The sequence below is a fragment of the Ruminococcus sp. 1001713B170207_170306_F1 genome (assembly GCF_015668065.1).
GTDB classification, from domain to species: domain Bacteria; phylum Bacillota; class Clostridia; order Lachnospirales; family Lachnospiraceae; genus Blautia_A; species Blautia_A faecis.
Window position 1 is genome coordinate 1 of record NZ_JADPEX010000032.1, and the last position, 21,669, is coordinate 21,669.

The following is a 21,669-nucleotide window of genomic DNA, read 5'->3' on the forward strand; positions in this document are numbered from 1 at the left end:
CTCAAGATGAGATGTCCCATTCGAAAGAAGTAAACCCCCTTGAAGACGACGAGGTAGATAGGGCAGGGGTGGAAGTGTGGTAACACATGGAGCTGACTGTTACTAATAGGGTGAGGGCTTGACCAAGAAATGAGAAAGGCGGTTGCAAAGCGGTTGCCGGACTCACGCAGAGGTAAAATGATTCCATTAGGATGTAACATGTATGTAGTTTTGAAGGTACAGTAAATGAGACGGTAACCATTTGGTTATCGTTTTTTTATTTGCTGAAACTATACTGCTGTGTTATCATGTTTATATAAAAAATATCTGTTTAGGAAGGAAGGGCATATGGGAAATCCTAATATTCCAGTAGGTATCTCTGATTTTAAAGAGATACGTGAGAATAATAACTATTATATTGATAAAAGCGGTTTCATATCTGAACTCCTAACCGATGGTGCAGCGAAAGTAACATTGATTACCAGACCGAGACGATTTGGGAAAACATTGGGTATGAGCATGCTCTACTATTTCTTTAATGTTCGAAATGAGAGTCAGAAATTATTTGAAGGGCTTGAAATTTCAAGAAATCACGAGCTTTGTGAAAAATGGTTGAATAAGTGGCCTACTATTTTTTTGACATTTAAAGATATAGATGGACTTGATTTTGCAAGTGCGTATGACCAGCTGGTATTTACCATCTCTGATTTGTATCAGAAATACAGTTTTTTGCTGGAAAGCGAAGAAATTGATGAAGAAGATCGTAAACGCTTTAAACTTCTGAAATCTGGTGAGGGAAGCAAAATTTTGGTTATCAGATCTCTTAGTCTGCTTATGCGTCTGCTCGAGAATTATTACCATAAGCAGATGATTTTGCTTATAGATGAATATGACGTTCCTATAGCAAAAGCCAGCAGCAAAGGATATTACCAGCAAATGCTGGAAATTATCAGAGGTATGATGAGTACTGCATTAAAAGATAATACTTCATTGAAATTTGCTGTTATCACAGGCTGTCTGCAGATTGCAAAAGAGAGCATTTTTACAGGGACAAATAACTTTGTTACAGATACGATTGCAAATACCGGATTCAATGAATATTTCGGATTTACCCAGCAGGAGGTCAACAAAATCCTGGAAGATACAGGGACAGTGCAGTATGCAAAGCAGATGAAGGAATGGTACGATGGATATCATATGGGAGAAATTGATGTGTACTGCCCGTGGGATGTTATGAATTATTTGCGGGAACTTCAGAGAAATCCCAAAGCGCAGCCAGTCAGTTATTGGAAAAATACCAGTGACAACGCAATTATCCGCTCTTTCATCGATTTTGCAGGCAATAGCATTACGGACAAAATGGAAACATTGCTTTCTGGTGGATATATTCTTCAGGATATTGATGAGAACCTGACTTATGATTATTTGCATTCATCCGAAAGTAATCTTTGGAGTATTCTTTACATGACTGGTTATCTGACAGAAGCGCGGATTTCAGAAGGGAAAACTGCATTTTCACCGGATACCAAAGCATTAAAGATACCAAATGCAGAAATAAGAGAAATTTTTGAAACTACGGTAATGAAATGGTTTGCTGACAGTGTGAAAAAATGGAATCGAACAGCGATTTTTCAGGCTCTCTGGAATCAAAAACCAGAAATTATAACCAGAGAAATGAATCTATTGCTGTGGAATACCATCAGTTATCATGATTATAAAGAAGACTTCTATCATGCGTTTCTCACAGGCATTTTTATGGGAACTGGTGAACAGATTGAATCGAACAAAGAGCATGGATTGGGAAGACCAGATCTTGTAATTATTGATAAAGCCAATGGAAAGGTAGCGATTTTCGAAGTAAAATATTCGCAAAGCATGAAACAGTTAAATAAAGATTGTGATAAAGCACTGGCGCAGATGAAAGAGAGAAAGTATGCAGAGGATTATAAGGACAGGTATAAAGATATCTTTTGTTATGGAATCTCATTTTATAAAAAGGAATGTCTGGTGAAAATGCTGGAGTCTTAGAACCTGTTTAAACACGCTCTGGAAAAGGTGAGGAAGCATTCCCTCACCTTTTTCCAAGTTCCCAGAAAGCCACAGCACTTGCGGCAGCTACATTCAGGGAATCCACTTCATGGGACATGGGGATTTTTACGGTGTAATCGCAGCCGGTGATGGTTGCATCCACCAGTCCGTCTCCTTCAGCTCCAAGGATAATCGCCAGTTTTTCTTCGGCTTGAAGGGCTGGGGCGTCAATGCTGATGGAATCGTTCCGAAGAGCCATTGCTACAGTTTTAAATCCGAGAGAGCGAAGCTGCTCCATTCCAGCTTCCGGCCAGGACACTTTTTTATGAAAATAAGTCCATGGAATCTGAAAAACAGTACCCATACTTACCCGGGTGGCTCTGCGGTAAAGAGGATCACAACAGCCTGGGGTGAGAAGAACCGCATCCATATGAAGCGCGGCAGCTGAACGAAAAATGGCTCCGATATTGGTTGGGTTCACTACATTTTCCAGAATGGCGATACGGCGGGCATTTTTGCAGATATCTTCCACAGAGGGAAGGTCCCGGCGAGTCATGGCACAAAGCATTCCACGGGTAAGTGCAAAGCCTGTAAGCTTTACAAGTACCTCATAATCTGCTGTATAAACCGGAATTCCCGGGAACTTTTGTAACAATTCTTTTCCTTCTTTTTCCAGATCCTTGTGTTGAACTAAAAAAGAAACCGGCTGATATCCGGCATTGGCCGCGCGTTGGATTACCTTTGGGCTTTCTGCGATAAAAAGTCCTGGTTTGGGCTCATAGAATCGTAGAAGCTGCACCTCCGGGATTCTGGCGTAAACATCCAGCTCCGGGGCAGTGAAATCTGTTATCTCAATTCGGTTACTCATTTCGTTTTCTCCTGTTTTTCAAGTGCTTTTTAAATGATACTTGTTTGATAAAGCATTTTATTATCAGCATTATTATAAGGGAAAGACAGGAAAATTGCGATTCTTTTTTCAGCATATTTCTGCAATCGACACGCCTCGCTTGGCGGTATATTTTGTCAAACACGCTCTAGCCCGGGAAAGGAAACGATATGAGAAAAATTAGAATTTTAGGGACTGCTGTTATTACTCGCCAATTGATGGGGAAAAGGATGTCACGTTTAAAATCATCCAGAATGATCAGGCAGTTGAAACTCTTGACAGCCTTATGACGACACAGCAGTTCCGGTAATTTATGAGGGAACATCAGAGAGTGAGAAAAAGTTCACATTGCGAACCAGCTTATCAGTTCGCGCAGCGGCTCATGCGCAGACGATAACTATTTCCGGAATACTGGATTATCTGCGAATAAAAAGGTAATTTCCTATTGAAATAATAGGAATTAGAAGGTATAATCTTCTGTAGAGTGATTTTGCATTTGCAGAATCACAGAGCAGGAGGAATGAAGATGAGAATATCCACTAAGGGTAGATATGCAATAAAGTTAATGCTTGATCTGGCTACCAATGACAATGGAGAGCCGATCCGGCTGAAAGATGTAGCACGTAGACAGGAAATTTCCGAGAAATATCTGGAGCAGATCATTTCCGTGCTGAACAAGGCCGGATATGTGAAGAGTGTCAGAGGACCACAGGGCGGCTATTTACTGCAACGCAGACCAGAGGAGTACACCGTGGGCATGATCCTCAGACTTACCGAGGGCTGCCTGTCACCGGTAGACTGTGTAGCACCGGATGGAGCCGGCTGTGAGAAAGGGGATGCTTGTGTTACCCGTATTCTCTGGAAGAAGATTGATGATGCCATCAATGAGGTGGTAGATAATATTACACTGGGAGATCTTCTGGACTGGCAGGCTGCAAGTGCAGATGATTATGTGATCTAAAGGTTACTGTGCACTGGTAACATTCCGCGAGGTGTTTTTTGTGAACAAAGTTCACAGAAAACCCGAGAGTTGCGGCGCGAAATCATGCAAAGCATGATTTCTGTGCATCGCGAAGCGTGTTACTGTGAACGGAGTGAACAGTAACAACTAATCGCTTACTCCTGCTGCTATTTTTATAGCTGCATATGATAAAAATCATCTCGCTTCCGGTTTGGGCTGAGCAGGGACTTCTGCGTCAGTGCACTTGGAATTCTGCGCCTGGAAGGTGATAGTCACTTTGAATAAATCCCCATCCAGGTAAAGCTGGAATTTGCCGCCCTGGAGCTCAGTAAGACTTTTGGCAATGCTAAGTCCAAGCCCGCTTCCCTCGGTGCCACGGGCTACGTCACCGCGGACGAAACGCTCGGTAAGTTCCTCGGCAGCGAAATTTAACGGCTGGGCGGAAATATTTTTCAGGGTGAAAACCACCTGACCGTGGGCGTTCATTACTTCCGCGTAAACCCGGGTGTCTTCCATGGCATATTTTGTTACATTTCCGAAAATATTTTCCAAAACACGCCACAGCCGCTGGCCATCCGCATAGATTACAGAAGGCTCATCTGGAAAATGTACTATCATGGTAAGATGGTGTTCTTCGAAACGCTCCTCGAACTCTCCGATTACCTGATGGAGCATTTCTACGAAATCAAGATTATTCATGTTCAGTGTCAGATTTCCGGTGCTGGCCTTGGAGGCTTCTACCACATCCTCTGTGAGTACTTTCAGCCGGGCTGCCTTGGCTTCCAGAATATCCAGATATTCCAGAACCTTAGGATCTGTAAAATTCTCACGTTTCAGAAGATCAATGTAGCTGATAATGGAAGTCAGCGGGGTCTTCAGATCGTGGGAAACGTTGGTGATCAGCTCGGTTTTCATTCGCTCATTTTTCACACTGTTTTCTACAGCTGCGTCAAGACCGCTTCCAATGTTATTAATATATTCTGCAATATGTTTATCATCGCCCCAAAGCCGTTCCAGAGGAATTTTATATTGCAGGTTTCCATTGGAAATTTCTCTCAGTCCTTTTATGATCTGTTCTCTGCTGCAGGCTTTTGTAATAACATATAGCAGTATCAAAAGATCAGCCAGACAGCTGAAGAAAAAGAACAGCTGCATGCTGCCAAGTAAGGGACCGCAGATTATATATTTGATGAAAAGAAAGCAAAGAAAAGCGAAGGTTGCTTTCAGTCTGGCAGCAGTGTTTCTGGAGTAGAGATCAGCAAGGGCGTGAAGCTTGTGACTGGCTGAATGAATCAGTCTGGAGGTTAGGACAAGAAGACGGCGCAGGATGCTGTTTTTCCAGAGCTGCTTTGCCTTGATCCGCCGTACCAGGCTAAGGTAGCCAATCTGGAACCAGAATAAAGTGTAAAGCCCCAGAATCATAAGCTTCAGCAACAGACTCACATCAAGGAGCGATGTGGCACGCAGTCTGCCAATCTGATAGTCTGCAAAGGACAGGCATTGTAAAAAGCGTACCAGGACAGGAAACCATGCAAGCAGAATCAGTCCTGCAGAAAGCTCGGTTGGCCAGCGGTCAAAAAAGCAAAGGTGCAGCTTTTGGTCACTGTTTTTTCTTCCGGCAATTGCTGTTAGCCATACAAACGCAGCCAGGAAAAGAAAGCTGCACAGCAGGAAGAAAAGAAATACCGGCTTCTGATAGCTGGAATAGTTTTCAAAAAATGTTTTGTCGGCAAAAAAGGTATCGGAAACAGGAAATGTCTGATCCACATAGGCTGCAAAGATGAAATTGCTGTTCACTGCTGGCAGCAGGGAGTTTGCCACCTCCTTCCAGGAGTCGCAGGTAACATTGTTTCCGGGGAAAGTATTGTATTTCCTGAGCCCTGCCAGGTTGCTGGTAAATCCATCTGGTTGATATTGGATAAGAACATAGGAAATACTATTTATAGATTTTAAAAGATCTGTCAGTTTTGTGCAATAATCGATGGTGCCTCCCATATTGTCAGCTGTAGGCTTTTCTATGGCTGAATCAGCGTGTGTTACACTGCGTTCCAAGGTATAGCCCAGCTGGGCTTCCAGCTCGCTGTCATTGGAAATAACCTGTCCGTCATCCTCGTTAATGTAAATGTAACTCATGTTGGAGTGACCCTTGGAATAATTTTTCAGAATCTGCTCCTGCTGAATATAAAAGTCAGTTCTGGAAAGAAGGCTGTAAAGAGATTCGAAAGCCTCATCAATGCGGTCGTTCCATTTGGCATTGGAATTTAGAACATCCAGAATGCTGTCTGCGCCTTGGGGCGGATAAGCCTCTGTTGGTTCATAATATCCATCATAGAGGGAGATGGAATCATAGAGCACTTTGCCGTCCCCGGATGTGATCTGAATGCCGGAAAGATCATCCATTACACCATATTGCATGTCGTATTTGATGTCTTCGATAAGCTGTTTGAGATTTTCATCGTAGGATGCTATTTCAGTTGCAGAGTCACTGAATCCGTAATACTCCATATCCACAGAAAAATCCAGTTCTCCACTGTCAATTTTTTCCAGAAAATCCTGAACATAATAATAATGCCGGGAAAGTGACTCGCCGGCAGAAGAAGCCTGGTGGCAGATCACAATGGGATTTCCACTGGAGGTATCAAAATCCTGCGCCCATTTTTCCAGGTCTGAAACTGAATAGGCCAGACCGGAGGTGTTTTGAAAAGAGATTTCTTCATCGTTGGCAATTTCATTAAGATCAACTACTTGGGATGCAGATGTCTGAATTAAAGAAGCGTGAGCCTCAGATGAGGCATTTTTGTCAGATGACTGGGAAGCTTCATTTTGGGCAAGGCCTTTCCAGGATACGTTAGTATAGGGAAATGTACCAGAAATTCCGTACATCACGTCATAGGCTGCGTCGTAGAGGGTATTGGCAAATGCCGTGGAATCCAGATAATCTTTCCCGGAATCAGAAAGCCTCAGACCATGTGCCAAAGAGGTAATTAAAAATAAACCTGAGAAGATTACAGCTCCCAGAAAAATATATTGAAATAGGAGCAAAAGCCCTTTGATACCAGGGCTGCGGTGCCATTTTTTCTTTTCCATATGATTAATCCCTTTCTTGATAATGTGCTGCTTATCGTATTGGTAACGCCATTTGGCATATTCAATAGCGAATCTTTCAAATACTTTTAATCAAAGCTTTTCAATTTTATATCCAAGTCCCCAGACAACTTTTAAATACCTGGGCTCCTTGGGATTGATCTCAATCTTTTCCCGGATATGCCGGATATGCACGGCAATTGTGTTATCTGCCGCAATTGCTTCTTCATTCCAGATATTTTCATAAATTTGATTGATGGAAAATACCCGGCCCTGATTCTTTATGAGAAGAAGCAGAATATTATATTCAATTGGCGTAAGCCTCAGGGTTTCGCCATCCACCTGAACTTCTTTCTGATCGTCATTCACCGTCAGCCCGCCGATTGTATAAATATGCTGACTTTCACAGGAAACCGCTGCACCCAGCTGGGTATATCTTCGAAGCTGGGAACGAACCCTGGCAATCAGCTCTAAAGGACTAAAGGGCTTGGTTACGTAATCGTCAGCTCCAACATTCAATCCAAGAATTTTATCTGCATCCTCGGACTTTGCTGAAAGAATAATAATAGGAAGAGAATGTTCCTCCCTGATTTTCAAAGTTGCCCTGATGCCATCCAGCTTCGGCATCATTACGTCGATGATCAACAGATCTACCTCATTTTTCTGTAAAACCAAAAGTGCCTGTTGTCCATCGTAAGCCTTTAGAATCTGGTGACCTTCCTGTTCCAGATAAATGCTGATGGCTTCTACAATATCTTTATCATCATCACATACAAGAATTGTTGCCATTTTCTTTTTCACCTCCCCTGTAATATATAAGGTATCAGACAAAATTTAAGATGAAAGGGGTAAAATCTTAAGATATTCTTATGAAAATATTGTACGTAAGCTTATGGATACACTGCACCGTATAAAAACGTACTTGTCCGATAAATATGAGTGTAAAAGAAAGCCACGCTAAATGCAACAATATTGTCGGCTTTTGTCAGCTTTTAGCTGCTCCACTCTTTTTTGAAAGTGAGCAATAGGGTCATCATACTGTTTTTCCAATTCATTCAGCCAGCCAATAGATTCTATTGTTTTCTGGCGGGAGCATTTCTTAGCTTTATTGTAATATGTGTCATTATGCCTAAAAAAAAACAGAAAAACTTTCGCGAGTTGACATGTTGCGTATTGAAAAGGAATAGCTTATAATATTTTTAATAGTTTTAATCGTTGGATTTACATTCAGAAATGGAAAAGGACGCGTATGAGACAGGAGAAGAGAACTGAGACAATTACATACATAGTAGATGAGTCATATCGAATTCAGTATATGAGTAAAGCACTGGCGAAACAGTTTTCAGATTTTGAGCCTGGCGAGATCTGTTATGAGAAGTTTCGGGGAAGAGAGAAGCCCTGTCGTAATTGCCCGTTGGCACATCCGAACCGGAAGACCGATTTATTTTATAATGAAGATCAGGGGAAATGGCTGAAAATCAATGCCGGAGAGGTCGAGTGGCCGGGAGCAAGGAACTGTCATGTGATTTTGGCAAAGGATATTTACGAGGAAGATATGGATAATCTTTGCCGTTTTGTAAATATGAAGAAGGAGATTCTGGAACGGAGAAACCCGGGCAAGACTGAGAAGAATAAGCTTACAGGTTTATTTGCCAGAAATCCTTTTTTTACACAGACAGAAACTTTTCTCAGAGTAAATGAAACTGCGGCAGGGAAATACTGTCTGGTAGCCATTGATATTGAACATTTTAAGCTTTTTAACGAATGGTATGGTCAGGTGGCAGGTGACAAGCTTCTGAGAGAAATCGGGGCGCATCTTAATAAAATGCGTCAGGAATTTGGCGGGATTGCCGGATATATGGGTGGGGATGACTTTGTAATTGTTCTTCCAAATGATGAAAAAGTCCTCGAAAATCTGAAATGCCGTATTACCGGATTTGTGCGTGCATACGGTGGACATACCGGATTCCTTCCTGCTTTTGGTTTTTATGTAATTGATGATATCAGTCTCAGTGCTTCACAGATGTATGACCGGGCAATTCTTGCGCAGGAGACAGTAAAGGGAAATTATGCTGTACGCTGTGCTTATTACAGCTCAGATATGAAGACACGCCTGGAGAATAATCATGTGCTCCTTGCTGAAGTGCAGGCCGGTCTGGAAAGAGATGAGTTTATCTACTATCTTCAGCCGAAATGTAATCTGAACACAGGTAAGATCGTCGGACTGGAATCTCTGGTGCGCTGGAAGCATCCTGAGAAGGGAATTGTGGCACCTGGATATTTTATTCCGGTTATGGAGAGTAACGGACTGATCACAGAACTGGACATGAAGGTGTGGGAGCAGGTTTGCCAGACGCTGCAGGACTGGATAAAAAGCGGACACAAGGTAATTCCTATTTCTGTCAATGTATCCAGTGTGGATATTTATGCAATTGATGTAGTAGAGCATTTTAAAAATCTGGTTCGCAAATATGGGCTTCCGCCGGAATATGTAGAGCTGGAGATTACAGAAAGTGCTTATGTAGAAGAATATAAGGTGATCACCGGTGTGGCAGAGGCACTGCGAAATGCAGGCTTTACCGTTCTGATGGATGATTTTGGAAGCGGATATTCTTCTTTGAATATGCTGAAGGATGTAAATGTAGACGTTCTGAAGATTGACATGAAGTTTCTGAAAATGGATGAGAATACCATGGACAAGGGAATGGGAATTCTTGAGGCTGTTACCAGAATGGCAAATATTATGGGACTTCGCATGATTGCAGAGGGAGTTGAGACGGAAGACCAGATCAACTATCTGCTGAATATGGGCTGTATTTATGGTCAGGGCTATTTCTTCTACAAGCCTCTTCCAGTCGAAGAAATAAAAATACTTCTCAATGACGAGAATAATGTGGATTACCGGGGGATTCAGGCACGAAAAATTGAGCATGTGCGTTTCAAGGATCTGTTTCAGTCTGAGCTGGCAAGTGACAGCATACTGAATAATATTCTTGGGCCAATTGCCATTTATGATGTATATTGTGACAATGTGGAATTGCTGCAGGTAAATGATAAATACTGTCTGCTGGTTGGACAGGATCCTGTGGATCTGGCAGAGAATGTTCAGGTCATGGAGGCAATACACCCGGAAGACAGGAAAAAAATGCAGAATATTTTCCAGCGGTCTTTCCAGAGACTGGCTGAAGGTGCAGAGGGAACTGTGCGCCGCAGAAGAGAAGACGGTCAGTATATATGGATAAATATCAAAGCATTTTTCCTGAGAGAACAGGATGGACATAAGATGTTTTATGGAGCTGTCCGGGACGTATCCGAAGAAATGAATCAGTTCCAGAAATTGATGATTTATCAAAACAAGGGAAATTAATGTAAATGCAAGGGCGCGTTGTCCTTGCATTTTAAATTGGTTTGTGGCATAATCTGTGATAATAACTTAACAAGCTGGAAACATAGCCGATTAGGCTTTTGTCCGGTTTCATTTCAAGATGACAGGTGAGAAAATGTCTGGTTTTACGAAAGAAATTATTATCAGGACTTTGTTTGAACTGCTTAATGAGAAACCTCTTGCGAAAATTACAGTGAAGGATATTGTGGAGCGCTGCGGTGTGAACCGGAATACTTTCTATTATCATTTCCGCGATATTTCTGATGTTGTGGAATCAGCTCTTCTTCGGGAAGTAGACAACGCTTTTGAACATCCGGTGGAAGTGGATTCTATGCTGGAATGCCTTGAGGTACTGGTGAAGCTGATCGGAGAGAACAAGAAGGCCATGCTCCATATTTACTGTTCCGTGCAGAGAGAAACGTTTACCAGTGCACTGGATAAAATGTGCCAGTATGTTATAAAGCAGTATATCGTACATAATTTTAAAGAAGAAATTATGGAAAAAGAAGATATGAAGGTGCTCATGCATTTTTATAAATGTGTAATGATCGGAGTGATTCTGGACTGGATGGATCACAGGATGTCTTATGATCTGACAGAATATGCAGAGAAGCTGCGTGAACTCTATGAAAATACTTTTGAGAAAACATTGGAAAAGGCGGCAGGAACCAAACCTGTTTATCTGAAAATCGTATAGGGAATTTGTAAATCTGCTTTTTTCCTCGGAAAATGGAAATGCGGTAAGCTTTTAGGCAAATATGGGATTGTGTCTGAATTTCAGACACAGTCCTTTTTTTGTCCGTTCCTTTTTGAAATTTATCTTACTATAATAAATCCATGAAAAGCAGAAAGGAGAATCAGAATGAATTCGTCAGGAACTTTGAAAATAGCACGAAATGGATATATAGTGATAGCAGTTGTTTTCTGTGCTTTGGGAATTTTTTTGATGGCTGTTCCGGAAAAAGCCGTGAAAATAATTTGTGTTCTTGCAGGAATTCTGTTTATTGCAGATGGAATTATAAAAATAATCGGATATTTTTCCAGAGATTTTTACTGTCTGGCTTTTCAATTTGACCTTGGCTTTGGAATTCTCATGATTGCAGTTGGAATTCTGATTCTGGTGAGAAGGGAAGCCATACTAAGACTGATTTTCGTGATTTTCGGTCTTGTGATTCTGACCGATGCATTGCTTCGGATCCAAATGTCAGTGGAAGCGAAAAAATTCGGTTTGAAGCTCTGGTGGGCAGTTTTGCTTATTGCAGTAGCAACCGGAATATTTGGAATGCTTCTTCTTGTTGATCCGGCAGGAGGTGCAAAGCTGACTGTGATTTTTACAGGCGTGGCATTTCTGCTGGAGGGAATACTGAAGCTTTGCGTGGTAGTATACACTGTGAAAATCCGTGAGAATGAAAATGTAGTCTGGGAAGATGAATTCAGAGAAATTTAAAGGAGGAGCATTATGAAACTGATTGATAAAGCAAAACAGGCCGCTATGGAAGGTGCTGTAACAAAAGCATTAGAATATCTGGAAAAGGATCCGGAGACAAACATTCCGAAGCTGATGGAGCTGGTAGATAAATTCACTCCGCAGGACTGGTATAAAGGTCAGAGAGATGCCATTCGTAATGCAATCCAGGACACAGACAGCAACTGGTATAAGCTGATCATGAACCTGTATCAGCTGGATCCAGGTGTTCGAAAAGTATTTTTCCAGAACTTTATTGTAAATGCCAGCTTAAAGGGAAGTGCAAGACAGGAAGAGGTTGCTGCACAGAACAATTGCAATGTTCCGTGGGCAATCCTTCTGGATCCTACAAGTGCCTGTAATCTGCATTGCACAGGATGCTGGGCAGCAGAGTATGGTCACAAGCTGAACCTGGATCTGGAGACCATTGACTCCATTATCAGACAGGGTAAAGAGCTTGGTGTTTACATGTATATTTATACCGGTGGTGAACCTACTGTACGTAAGAAGGATCTTATTAAACTTTGTGAGATGCATCCGGATTGTGAGTTCCTTTCCTTCTCAAACGGGACACTTTTCGATGAGGAATTCTGTGATGAAATCTTAAGAGTAAAGAACTTCGTTCCGGCATTCAGTCTGGAAGGTTCCGAGGAGGCCAACGACGGACGCCGTGGAGAGGGAATCTATCAGAAGGTTATGCATGCAATGAAACTGTTGAAGGACAGAGGTCTTCCATTTGGAGTTTCCACCTGCTATACAGGCATGAACGTAGACAGTGTAAGCAGTGAGGAATATTTTGACAAGCTGATTGACTGTGGTGCATTATTTGCATGGTTCTTCCATTACATGCCAGTTGGAAATGATGCTTCACCGGAGCTTCTTCTTACACCGGACCAGCGAGAAGAAATGTATCATGCAATTCGTAAATTCAGAAGCACAAAAGCAATCTTTACGCTGGATTTCCAGAATGATGCTGAATTTGTACATGGATGTATTGCAGGTGGAAGACATTATCTGCATATTAATGCAAATGGTGATGTGGAGCCTTGTGTATTCATCCATTATTCAAACTGCAATATCAAAGATACTTCTCTTCTGGACGCACTGAAGAGCCCGATTTTCCAGGCTTATCATGATAACCAGCCTTTCAACGAGAACATGCTTCGTCCATGTCCAATGCTGGAGAATCCGGAGATCCTGCGTAAATTAGTTGCAGAGACCGGCGCGAAATCCACTGATCTTCAGTCACCGGAGAGTGCAGAGCATCTTTGCGGCAAATGTGATAAATATGCAGCCTGCTGGAAAGAGAGAGCAGATCAGCTGTGGGATGAGAGACAGAAGGAAAAGGCAGAAAAAGCCAGATGCTGATAGTTTGCTGCAGGAATATGCAGAAAGAATGATTTCATAATAAAGTCTGAGTATAGTATGTCGCTTGAAACGGCATCTGTACTCAGACTTTTTTGTGCATGAGGAGAAAAAAACAGAGGACTAATAATTGTATGCACCCTCATAAGCATTGCAGCGCTCCTTGCGCTTCGACTGATTTTCGCAGCTGCTGCACCTGTCGCAGAATTCCTGTTCATAGCAGGTGGAACAGACGCAACCCTTGCAGGCGTTGCGGTCGTAGGCGGAGGTACAGGTGTAAGGAAGTTTATTATCGGTAGTCTTTTCTGACATTTGAATCACGCTCCTTTTTAATGTGATTATAGTGCGAAAAAATATGTGGTTCAATGGGAAAAATCCGAAAAAAGTGAGGCGGATTTTTGGGCACTTTTTCAGGGAAGAAGATGAACAAAATTGACGTGGGTACAGTTTTCTGCTATCATAAATTTGTTGTTTGATATTAGGCGAAATGAAAGTCAGTTACATTGCGTTTGTGGCGATTCCCAGGGGTTGTCCGCATTCGTGCTATAAATGATTCATGATTTTACTTATACAGATATGATTCATGGATGACATTTAGGACTTTTGTGCGAAATAATAGAAAATGAGGTAAAAATAAAATGTGGATAGCAAATGGCTGGAAAGAATACGAAGTAATTGATACTTCCTGCGGCGAGAAACTGGAGAGATGGGGGAAATATCTCCTTGTCCGTCCGGATCCGCAGGTAATCTGGGATACACCGAAGACAGAGCCAGGATGGCGCAAGATGAACGCACACTATCACCGCAGCTCCAAGGGAGGCGGTGAATGGGAGTTCTTTGATCTGCCCCAGCAGTGGGATCTTCATTACAAGGAGCTTACGTTCCATCTGAAACCATTCAGCTTCAAGCACACCGGTCTTTTCCCGGAGCAGGCAGCAAACTGGGACTGGTTTGGAGACAAGATCCGTAAGGCTGACAGACCGATCAAGGTGCTGAACCTGTTCGCTTATACAGGTGGTGCAACTCTTGCGGCAGCAGCCGCAGGTGCATCCGTTACACACGTAGATGCCTCTAAGGGAATGGTTACCTGGGCGAAAGAGAATGCGGCAGCAAGTGGTCTTGCTGATGCACCAATCCGCTGGCTGGTAGATGACTGTGTGAAGTTTGTAGAGCGTGAAATCCGCCGGGGGAATCACTATGACGCAATTATCATGGATCCTCCGTCCTATGGAAGAGGACCAAAAGGCGAGATCTGGAAAATTGAGGATGCCATTCATCCCCTGGTGAAGCTTTGCACAAAGATTCTCAGCGATGATCCCCTGTTTTTCCTGATCAATTCCTACACCACCGGACTTGCCCCGGCTGTACTTACTTATATGCTGGCAACAGAGATGAAGAAGTATAAGGGACATGTAGATTCCCAGGAAATTGGTCTTCCGGTGAAGTCAAATGGGCTGGTATTGCCATGCGGTGCTTCTGGAAGATGGGAAGCGGTTTAAGTTACTGTTCACTGGTAACATTCCGCGAAGTGTTTTTTGTGAACAAAGTTCACAGAAAACCCGAGAGTTGCGGCGCGAAATCATGCAAAGCATGATTTCTGTGCATCGCGAAGCGTGTTACTGTGAACGAAGTGAACAGTAACCGGTTTAAGAGGGATTTTATATAAAATAGAGCCAAACACTTGACAACCGACAATTTAGCATACTAAAATGGAAAAGATATACGAGGAGGATACACCAAACAGGCAATTGCCGAAGGAGGAATTTATGAAAAAATATACCGAAATGAATCATGAAGAGCTTCTGGCACTGAAAAAAGAGCTGGACAAAGAATTTGAAGAGATCAAGGCACAGGGACTTGCCCTTGATATGTCAAGAGGAAAGCCAAGCAATGCACAGCTGGAACTTTCTATGGAAATGATGGACGTCCTGAAGGGCAATTCAGATCTGAAATGCGAGACCGGAGTAGATTGCCGTAACTACGGTGTGATCGATGGTATTCCGGAAGCCAAGCGTCTTCTTGGAGAAATGTCTGAGGTAGATCCGGAACACATTATCATATATGGAAATTCAAGCCTGAACGTTATGTTCGACAGTATCGCACGTTCCATGACTCAGGGTGTAATGGGAAATACTCCATGGTGCAAGCTTGACAAGGTGAAATTCCTCTGTCCGGTACCAGGTTATGACCGTCACTTCAAGATCACCGAATTTTTCGGAATCGAGATGATCAATGTTCCGATGACTCCACAGGGACCGGATATGGACATGGTAGAGAAGCTGGTAAGTGAAGATGCAGCAATCAAGGGAATCTGGTGTGTTCCGAAATACTCCAACCCACAGGGTTACACTTACTCCAAAGAAACCGTAGAGCGTTTTGCAAGACTGAAACCGGCAGCACCGGACTTCCGTATTTACTGGGATAATGCATACAGCATTCATCATCTCTATGATGATAATCAGGATTTCCTGGTTGAAATTCTTGGTGAGTGTGCAAAAGCTGGTAACCCTGATCTTGTTTATAAATTTACATCCACTTCCAAGGTAAGCTTCCCAGGATCTGGAATCGCTGCCGTTGCAGCTTCCAAGGCAAACCTGGATGATTTCCGCAAATATATGCAGGTTCAGACCATCGGTCATGATAAACTGAACCAGCTCCGTCACGTAAGATTTTTCAAGGATCTTGACGGACTTCACGCCCACATGAGAAAACACGCAGATATCCTCCGCCCGAAATTCGAGCTGGTTCTGGATACGCTTGACAAAGAACTTTCCGGACTTGGAATCGGTGAGTGGACAAAGCCACACGGCGGATATTTCATCTCTTTTGATTCCCTGGATGGCTGTGCAAAGGCAATTGTAGCCAGAGCAAAAGAGGCTGGTGTTATCCTTACTGGCGCAGGTGCTACTTATCCATACGGCAAGGATCCGAAAGACTCCAACATCCGTATTGCACCATCCTTCCCTACACTTGAGGATCTTGGCAAAGCAGCACAGGTATTCGTACTTTGTGTGAAACTTGTCAGTGTAGAAAAACTTCTCGGCTAAAAGCGTGTTGCTGTGAACGGTAACCTTTCCGTAAAAGGTGAGCCGCTATTTTCAAACAGGCTCTGAAATCGGAAATTTGCGCATAGAATGTAACCATGCCAGATCAGGAAAAGTACCTGATCTGGCATATAAAAAGAGGCAGAGTAATCTACTGTTATCTGTGAACAGTAATCATCTGCTTTTTATTGTCTTTACCCGTCTGCATTTGGAAGATAGAAATAAATGCCGACTATGGAGTTTATTTCCTACATAAGGTTAAACAGAAGATGTGGTCGTGTAAAGGCAATAAGAATTCATCATAAGCAGGGAGGAATTTATGGCAAAAAATAAGGAAAAAGCAGGCGCAGGAAGAACGATTGTTATTTTACTTGTGGTTTTGCTGCTGCTTCTTACAGCAGGAGCCTATGGATATGGCGTGTACTACTTTTCCAGTCATTTTCTTCCAGGATCTATGGTAAATGGCTTTAATTGTTCCTATATGGCTTCAGAAGATACCGAGGACCTTCTGAACCAGCGTGTAGGCGCTTATGTTCTTGCTGTGGAGACCATGAAAAACGGTCAGGAAGCAATTTCTGCCCAGGATGTGGGGCTTTCCTATGTGTCTACTGGAATTGTGAAGCAGTTGATCAAAGATCAGGACCGTTTTACCTGGTTTCTTGCTTTTAACCAGGATAAGAATTATGATATTTCAGAATCCCTCAGCTATAATGTGGAGTTCATGGGGCAGGCTGTTGAGAATCTGAAATGCATGCAGCCAGAGAATGTAGTCCAGCCTGTGGATGCCCAGATCCAGGATACCGGAGATACTTTTGAAATCATTCCGGAAGTAATGGGAAATGCTCTGGATCGCACTAAGACGGAGGAAGTGATTTCCGCAGCCATGCTCCGGGGAAAAACTTCTGTAAATCTGGAGAACGAGAGCTGCTACCGGAAGCCTTCGGTATACAGCACAGATGAACAGCTGAAAGCCAATTGTGAAAAAATGAACCAGCTTGTCAAGGTGATCATAACTTATGACTTTGCTGATCGTACTGAGACTGTGGACCGTACCTTGATCAAGAACTGGTTCGGTTATGATGAGGATGGCAATGTGATACTGGATGAAAATCTGGTGCGGCAGTATGTGGCAGACCTTGGGCTGAAATATGATACTATGGGACAGACCAGGACATTTCTGACTTACGATAATCGCCAGGTGGAAATTAAAGGCGGCGATTACGGCTGGGTGATCGATCAGGACGAAGAAGTAAAAGCGCTGATCGCTGCTATCGAAAGCGGTGTTACCCAGGTTCGTGAGCCTGTTTATCTGTATTCAGGCTATAGTCGCGGAACCAATGATATTGGTTCCACCTACTTAGAGATAGATCTGACAAACCAGCGTCTTGTTTTTTACCAGAAGGGAACTCCGATCGTGGACACACCTATTGTAAGCGGAAATCCGGATATTGAAGGCTGTGGCACTCCTACAGGCTGTTATGCACTGGATGCCAAGGAATCTCCGGCTGTGCTTACAGGAGAGGATTATGAGGCAAATGTGACCTATTGGATGCCTTTTGCAGGAAATGTGGGAATTCACGACGCTTCCTGGCGGTCTGAGTTTGGAGGAAATCTTTATCTGTGGGAAGGCTCCCATGGATGTGTAAATGTTCCATATGACAAGGCGGCCGAGATTTATGCAAATATTGAGGTTGGTATGCCGGTGGTTGTGTATGAGTAACTATTCAGTAGAGAATATTCCGCGAGGTGTTTTGGGAAAACTAGAGTCTGTTTGAAAAATCATTTCCGCAATCTGCACGCCCCACGGAAATTCAGCGCGAAATCATGCGAATGCATGATTCCTGTGCATGGCAAAGCGTGTAACTGTGAAGGAACTGAACAGTTACGTTTACGAACAAAAAAGGAGATATAAGATTATGAAGATAGTAGTTTTGGCTGGAGGAACCAGTACGGAGAGAGAGATTTCCATTGTATCCGGTACCGGAATCTGCGGTGCACTGCGCCAGAAAGGTCATGAGGCAATACTTGTAGATATTTTCTGTGGAGTTGAGAATGTAGACTGGGAGAATCCTTTCCCGGCTGAATATGATGTGGAAAAAGCAGCAGAGTATATGAGCAGCTTCAATCCGCAGATCAAGGAGATGGAGAAAAAACGCAGAAGCTTTTTCGGACCAAATGTTCTGGAACTTTGTGAAAAATGTGACATTGTGTTCCTTGGACTTCACGGCGCAAATGGTGAGGATGGAAAGGTGCAGGCTACCTTTGACCTGCTGGGAATCCGTTACACAGGAACCGGTTATCTCAGCAGTGCCATGGCTATGGATAAGCGTATCACCAAGGAAGTTTTCCTGATGAACCATGTTCCTACCCCAGGCGGATTTACCATGACAAGAGACAATCTGGAGAAAGACATTGCTAAGCATGGACTGGAATTCCCGGTAGTTGTAAAAACAAGCTGCGGCGGTTCCAGCGTAGGTGTTTATATTGTAAATGATCAGAAAGAATACGAAGAGGCTCTTACAGATGCATGCCAGTATGGCGCGGATATTGTTGTGGAGGAGTATATCAAAGGCCGTGAATTTTCTGTTGCAGTTGTGGATGACAAGGCGTATCCGATCATCGAGATTGCTCCGATCCAGGGATTCTATGACTACAAGAACAAATATCAGGCTGGCTCTACTGTAGAGACCTGCCCGGCTGAGATTTCTCCGGAGCTCACAGCAAAAATGCAGGAGAATGCAGTGAAGGCAGCGAAAGCACTGGGACTTACTGGCTACAGCCGTCTGGATTTCATGATGAAAGAGAACGGAGATATGTACTGTCTGGAAGCAAATACCCTTCCGGGAATGACTCCTACCAGTCTGATTCCTCAGGAGGCGAAGGTACTGGGAATGGATTATCCGACGCTTTGCGAGGAACTGATCCGGATTTCTTTAAAGAAGTACGAATAATATACCGAATGTTTATATTAAATATAAAAAGGATTAAATAAAATGAAAAATCTTACCCTGGAAAACCTGACCAAGGTCTGCGGCGGTGTTTATTCCGGACCGTCTGACAAGCTGGAGCAGGAGGTTTCCTCTATTACAACAGACAGCCGGAAAGCAGAAGCCGGAACCTTATTTGTTCCCATCGTAGGCGAACGTGTAGATGCCCATAAATTTATTCCCCAGGTGATGGAGGCAGGTGCGCTTGCTACCTTATCTGAGAGAATCCTGGAGAATGCTGATTTCCCATATATCAAGGTAGAATCTTCCCTTCAGGCTGTAAAGGACATTGCAGAATTTTACCTGCAGCAGCTTCAGATTCCGGTTGTTGGAATTACCGGAAGTGTGGGAAAAACAAGTACAAAAGAGATAATTGCCTCTGTCCTGAAAGAGAAATACCGTACCCTGAAAACACAGGGAAACTTTAACAATGAGTTAGGTCTTCCACTCACCGTATTCCGCCTTCGTGACGAGGATGAGATCGCAGTTCTGGAAATGGGAATCAGCGATTTTGGTGAGATGACCCGACTTGCGAAGATTGCAAGACCCGATACCTGTGTGATCACGAATATTGGCACCTGCCATCTGGAGAACCTGGGTGACAGAGACGGTGTGTTGAAAGCGAAAACCGAAATTTTTAAATATCTGAAAAAAGATGGACATATTGTATTAAACGGTGACGATGATAAGCTTTGCACTGTGAAAGAATATGAAGGAATTAAGCCTGTATTCTTCGGTATGGAGTCAGATAAGGATATTTATGCGGATGAGATCGTGAGCAGAGGGTTGAAAGGCATGACCTGCCGCATTCACGTAGGTGAGGAGTCTTTTACAACGGACATCCCAATGCCTGGCCGTCATATGGTATACAATGCCCTGGCAGCAACTGCAGTTGGTCGTATTTACGGACTGACGCTGGAGCAGATCCGTCATGGAATTGAGACCCTGGAAGCCATCAGCGGCAGATTCCACATGATCGAGACAGACCGTTTCCTTATCGTAGACGATTGTTATAATGCCAACCCAATGTCCATGAAAGCATCACTGGATGTGCTGAAAGATGGTGCTGGCAGAAGAGTGGCAATCTTAGGCGACATGGGAGAGCTTGGAGAGAATGAAGTTCAGCTTCACGCAGAGGTAGGCGAGCATGCAGCCCAGTGTGGAATTGACGTTTGCATCTGCACCGGCCCTCTTTCCGCAAACATTGCGAAGATGGCGAGAAAGAACCCGGAGCTTATCGTTATAGAAGAACCGGATCGTGACAGCCTTTTGTCCCATCTGTCTGATTATGTGCAGACCGGTGATACCATTTTGGTAAAGGCGTCTCACTTTATGCAATTTGAGAAAGTGGTAGCTGCATTGCAGGAAATGTAGGGAAGATAATGTATTGCCCTTTAAGCAGAATCTGTTTAAGGGGCATTTACATTTATTTCCGCGATATATTTGACTTATAGCGCGAAAAATCAATGCTATTCCGCAATATATCATACTTATTCCGCAATAAATCAAAAACTAATTGATATATTGCGGAAAGTCTTTATATAAGTGATCATAAAATAGGAAAATATGCAGAGAAACCACAGGATAAGCGGGATTCACCGAGAATTTGACGAACGATTTATGTTTCATACAGAACAGGACAGCGGTATAATGTTCGTAAAAGGTTACTGTTTATTGGCAATGTTCCGCCAGGTATTTTTTGAAATCAGGTTCATACAAAAAAAGAGAACTGCGGTGCAAAGATATTGAACAGTTTCCCAATTTGAAAGAAAGCATGGGAGGACATTATGCTGGAGAAAATTATGGATCTGCAGATATTGCTCTACAGTATGGCGGCCCTTGGGACCCTTGGAGCAATTGGAATGCTGACGACAAACCTCACCTACAGAAGAATGCTGAAAAGTACCGGAAGCAAAAACACAGGCACGAAAAACACCCAAGGAGCAGGCAGCAGTCAGCGGATCAGCTTGAAGGAAAAATGGCTGAGACTTTGGAAAACACGGGACAGGCTTCTTCACAGAATGAATCGGCTGGTGTGGTATCCGGCACTTTTGTCCACTGTGATTCTTGGCTGTGCCATCTATTTTTCCAAGACGTTAAGGATAGAAGAGGGACTTCCTCTGACTTATCTGTATGTGGGCGCCACTGTACCGGTGGTGTTATTGCTCTTACGTCAGGCGTTGGATTTTTCTTACAAAGAAGAGCTGGTGATGGATACGTTGGCAGATTATGTGGAGCAGATGAGAAGCTGGACAGAAGAGATTCCAGCCGCGAAAAAAGCTGACCCTGTTTTACAGGAAGAAATCGTGGATAAGATTACCAGTAGCATCAAGCAGACAGCTGCTTCCGGAAGTCATTTCAGTAAGATGCTGACTCCTGAGGAAGAGAAGATTATGAGGGAAATTATCCGGGAATTTATGGCTTGACAATTACAGAATGGTAGATGAGGGCGCAGGCACTATCAGCCTTGCGCTCTTGTATTTTT

General features: G+C 43.2%; 16 protein-coding genes and 1 rRNA gene. 13 read left to right on the forward strand and 4 right to left on the reverse strand.

Features of this window, described 5'->3' with window-relative positions:
* A 23S ribosomal RNA gene (locus I4V84_RS16680) occupies window positions 1-126 on the forward strand; the annotation flags it as partial.
* 201 nt (window positions 127-327) lie between these two features.
* On the forward strand, window positions 328-2,007 hold the full coding sequence (locus I4V84_RS16685) for an AAA family ATPase (RefSeq protein WP_195993009.1): 1,680 nt from the start codon (window positions 328-330) through the stop codon (window positions 2,005-2,007).
* Window positions 2,008-2,050: 43 nt separating this feature from the next.
* Here the strand turns inward: I4V84_RS16685 and I4V84_RS16690 are convergent, their stop codons facing one another.
* Entirely contained in the window at window positions 2,051-2,875 is an 825-nt protein-coding gene (locus tag I4V84_RS16690) for an RNA methyltransferase (protein ID WP_148460988.1), read from the reverse strand.
* Window positions 2,876-3,419: 544 nt separating this feature from the next.
* Here I4V84_RS16690 and I4V84_RS16695 point away from each other — a divergent pair.
* The gene (locus tag I4V84_RS16695) at window positions 3,420-3,854 is read left to right on the forward strand and encodes an Rrf2 family transcriptional regulator (RefSeq protein WP_173716837.1); all 435 of its coding nucleotides are present in this window, start codon (window positions 3,420-3,422) and stop codon (window positions 3,852-3,854) included.
* Window positions 3,855-4,049: 195 nt separating this feature from the next.
* On the opposite strand, the gene I4V84_RS16700 is transcribed toward I4V84_RS16695, so the two are convergent.
* Together I4V84_RS16700 and I4V84_RS16705 are read right to left on the reverse strand one after the other, a co-directional pair.
* Complete coding sequence (locus tag I4V84_RS16700; RefSeq protein ID WP_195993010.1) at window positions 4,050-6,941, reverse strand: HAMP domain-containing sensor histidine kinase; 2,892 nt, start codon at window positions 6,939-6,941, stop codon at window positions 4,050-4,052.
* A 90-nt stretch (window positions 6,942-7,031) separates the two neighbouring features.
* Complete coding sequence (locus I4V84_RS16705) at window positions 7,032-7,727, reverse strand: response regulator transcription factor (RefSeq protein WP_195993011.1); 696 nt, start codon at window positions 7,725-7,727, stop codon at window positions 7,032-7,034.
* 460 nt (window positions 7,728-8,187) lie between these two features.
* Here I4V84_RS16705 and I4V84_RS16710 point away from each other — a divergent pair, with 460 nt between their 5' ends.
* From I4V84_RS16710 to I4V84_RS16725, 4 genes are all read left to right on the forward strand, one after another.
* A complete protein-coding gene (locus tag I4V84_RS16710; RefSeq protein ID WP_195993012.1) occupies window positions 8,188-10,305 on the forward strand; it encodes an EAL domain-containing protein in 2,118 nt (705 codons plus the stop codon).
* Between the two features lie 118 nt (window positions 10,306-10,423).
* Window positions 10,424-11,020: a TetR/AcrR family transcriptional regulator gene (locus I4V84_RS16715; protein ID WP_207748689.1), complete on the forward strand. Its 597-nt coding sequence runs from the start codon at window positions 10,424-10,426 to the stop codon at window positions 11,018-11,020.
* Between the two features lie 165 nt (window positions 11,021-11,185).
* A complete protein-coding gene (locus I4V84_RS16720) occupies window positions 11,186-11,770 on the forward strand; it encodes a DUF308 domain-containing protein (protein ID WP_118582072.1) in 585 nt (194 codons plus the stop codon).
* A 12-nt stretch (window positions 11,771-11,782) separates the two neighbouring features.
* A complete protein-coding gene (locus I4V84_RS16725) occupies window positions 11,783-13,156 on the forward strand; it encodes a radical SAM protein (RefSeq protein WP_118582075.1) in 1,374 nt (457 codons plus the stop codon).
* A gap of 120 nt (window positions 13,157-13,276) precedes the next feature.
* On the opposite strand, the gene I4V84_RS16730 is transcribed toward I4V84_RS16725, so the two are convergent.
* On the reverse strand, window positions 13,277-13,465 hold the full coding sequence (locus I4V84_RS16730; RefSeq protein ID WP_118582078.1) for a hypothetical protein: 189 nt from the start codon (window positions 13,463-13,465) through the stop codon (window positions 13,277-13,279).
* Window positions 13,466-13,791: 326 nt separating this feature from the next.
* On the opposite strand from I4V84_RS16730, the gene I4V84_RS16735 reads away from it, so the two are divergent.
* The 6 genes from I4V84_RS16735 (at window position 13,792) to I4V84_RS16760 (ending at window position 21,610) form a co-directional block, all read left to right on the forward strand.
* Window positions 13,792-14,652, forward strand: a complete 861-nt coding sequence (locus tag I4V84_RS16735; protein WP_118582081.1) for a class I SAM-dependent methyltransferase — start codon at window positions 13,792-13,794, stop codon at window positions 14,650-14,652.
* A gap of 267 nt (window positions 14,653-14,919) precedes the next feature.
* A complete protein-coding gene (locus I4V84_RS16740; protein WP_195993013.1) occupies window positions 14,920-16,200 on the forward strand; it encodes an aminotransferase in 1,281 nt (426 codons plus the stop codon).
* A gap of 316 nt (window positions 16,201-16,516) precedes the next feature.
* Window positions 16,517-17,917: a L,D-transpeptidase family protein gene (locus I4V84_RS16745; protein ID WP_195993014.1), complete on the forward strand. Its 1,401-nt coding sequence runs from the start codon at window positions 16,517-16,519 to the stop codon at window positions 17,915-17,917.
* Between the two features lie 196 nt (window positions 17,918-18,113).
* On the forward strand, window positions 18,114-19,148 hold the full coding sequence (locus I4V84_RS16750) for a D-alanine--D-alanine ligase (RefSeq protein WP_173716847.1): 1,035 nt from the start codon (window positions 18,114-18,116) through the stop codon (window positions 19,146-19,148).
* A 42-nt stretch (window positions 19,149-19,190) separates the two neighbouring features.
* Complete coding sequence (murF, locus tag I4V84_RS16755; RefSeq protein ID WP_195993015.1) at window positions 19,191-20,558, forward strand: UDP-N-acetylmuramoyl-tripeptide--D-alanyl-D-alanine ligase; 1,368 nt, start codon at window positions 19,191-19,193, stop codon at window positions 20,556-20,558.
* Between the two features lie 413 nt (window positions 20,559-20,971).
* A complete protein-coding gene (locus I4V84_RS16760) occupies window positions 20,972-21,610 on the forward strand; it encodes a hypothetical protein (protein ID WP_173716849.1) in 639 nt (212 codons plus the stop codon).
* Window positions 21,611-21,669 lie beyond the last annotated feature (59 nt).

Coding starts and splice junctions, on each gene's coding strand:
- I4V84_RS16685 (WP_195993009.1), top strand. CDS start 328: ATGGGAAATCCTAATATTCCAGTAGGTATCTCTGATTTTAAAGAGATA.
- I4V84_RS16690 (WP_148460988.1), bottom strand. CDS start 2,875: ATGAGTAACCGAATTGAGATAACAGATTTCACTGCCCCGGAGCTGGAT.
- I4V84_RS16695 (WP_173716837.1), top strand. CDS start 3,420: ATGAGAATATCCACTAAGGGTAGATATGCAATAAAGTTAATGCTTGAT.
- I4V84_RS16700 (WP_195993010.1), bottom strand. CDS start 6,941: ATGGAAAAGAAAAAATGGCACCGCAGCCCTGGTATCAAAGGGCTTTTG.
- I4V84_RS16705 (WP_195993011.1), bottom strand. CDS start 7,727: ATGGCAACAATTCTTGTATGTGATGATGATAAAGATATTGTAGAAGCC.
- I4V84_RS16710 (WP_195993012.1), top strand. CDS start 8,188: ATGAGACAGGAGAAGAGAACTGAGACAATTACATACATAGTAGATGAG.
- I4V84_RS16715 (WP_207748689.1), top strand. CDS start 10,424: ATGACAGGTGAGAAAATGTCTGGTTTTACGAAAGAAATTATTATCAGG.
- I4V84_RS16720 (WP_118582072.1), top strand. CDS start 11,186: ATGAATTCGTCAGGAACTTTGAAAATAGCACGAAATGGATATATAGTG.
- I4V84_RS16725 (WP_118582075.1), top strand. CDS start 11,783: ATGAAACTGATTGATAAAGCAAAACAGGCCGCTATGGAAGGTGCTGTA.
- I4V84_RS16730 (WP_118582078.1), bottom strand. CDS start 13,465: ATGTCAGAAAAGACTACCGATAATAAACTTCCTTACACCTGTACCTCC.
- I4V84_RS16735 (WP_118582081.1), top strand. CDS start 13,792: ATGTGGATAGCAAATGGCTGGAAAGAATACGAAGTAATTGATACTTCC.
- I4V84_RS16740 (WP_195993013.1), top strand. CDS start 14,920: ATGAAAAAATATACCGAAATGAATCATGAAGAGCTTCTGGCACTGAAA.
- I4V84_RS16745 (WP_195993014.1), top strand. CDS start 16,517: ATGGCAAAAAATAAGGAAAAAGCAGGCGCAGGAAGAACGATTGTTATT.
- I4V84_RS16750 (WP_173716847.1), top strand. CDS start 18,114: ATGAAGATAGTAGTTTTGGCTGGAGGAACCAGTACGGAGAGAGAGATT.
- murF (WP_195993015.1), top strand. CDS start 19,191: ATGAAAAATCTTACCCTGGAAAACCTGACCAAGGTCTGCGGCGGTGTT.
- I4V84_RS16760 (WP_173716849.1), top strand. CDS start 20,972: ATGCTGGAGAAAATTATGGATCTGCAGATATTGCTCTACAGTATGGCG.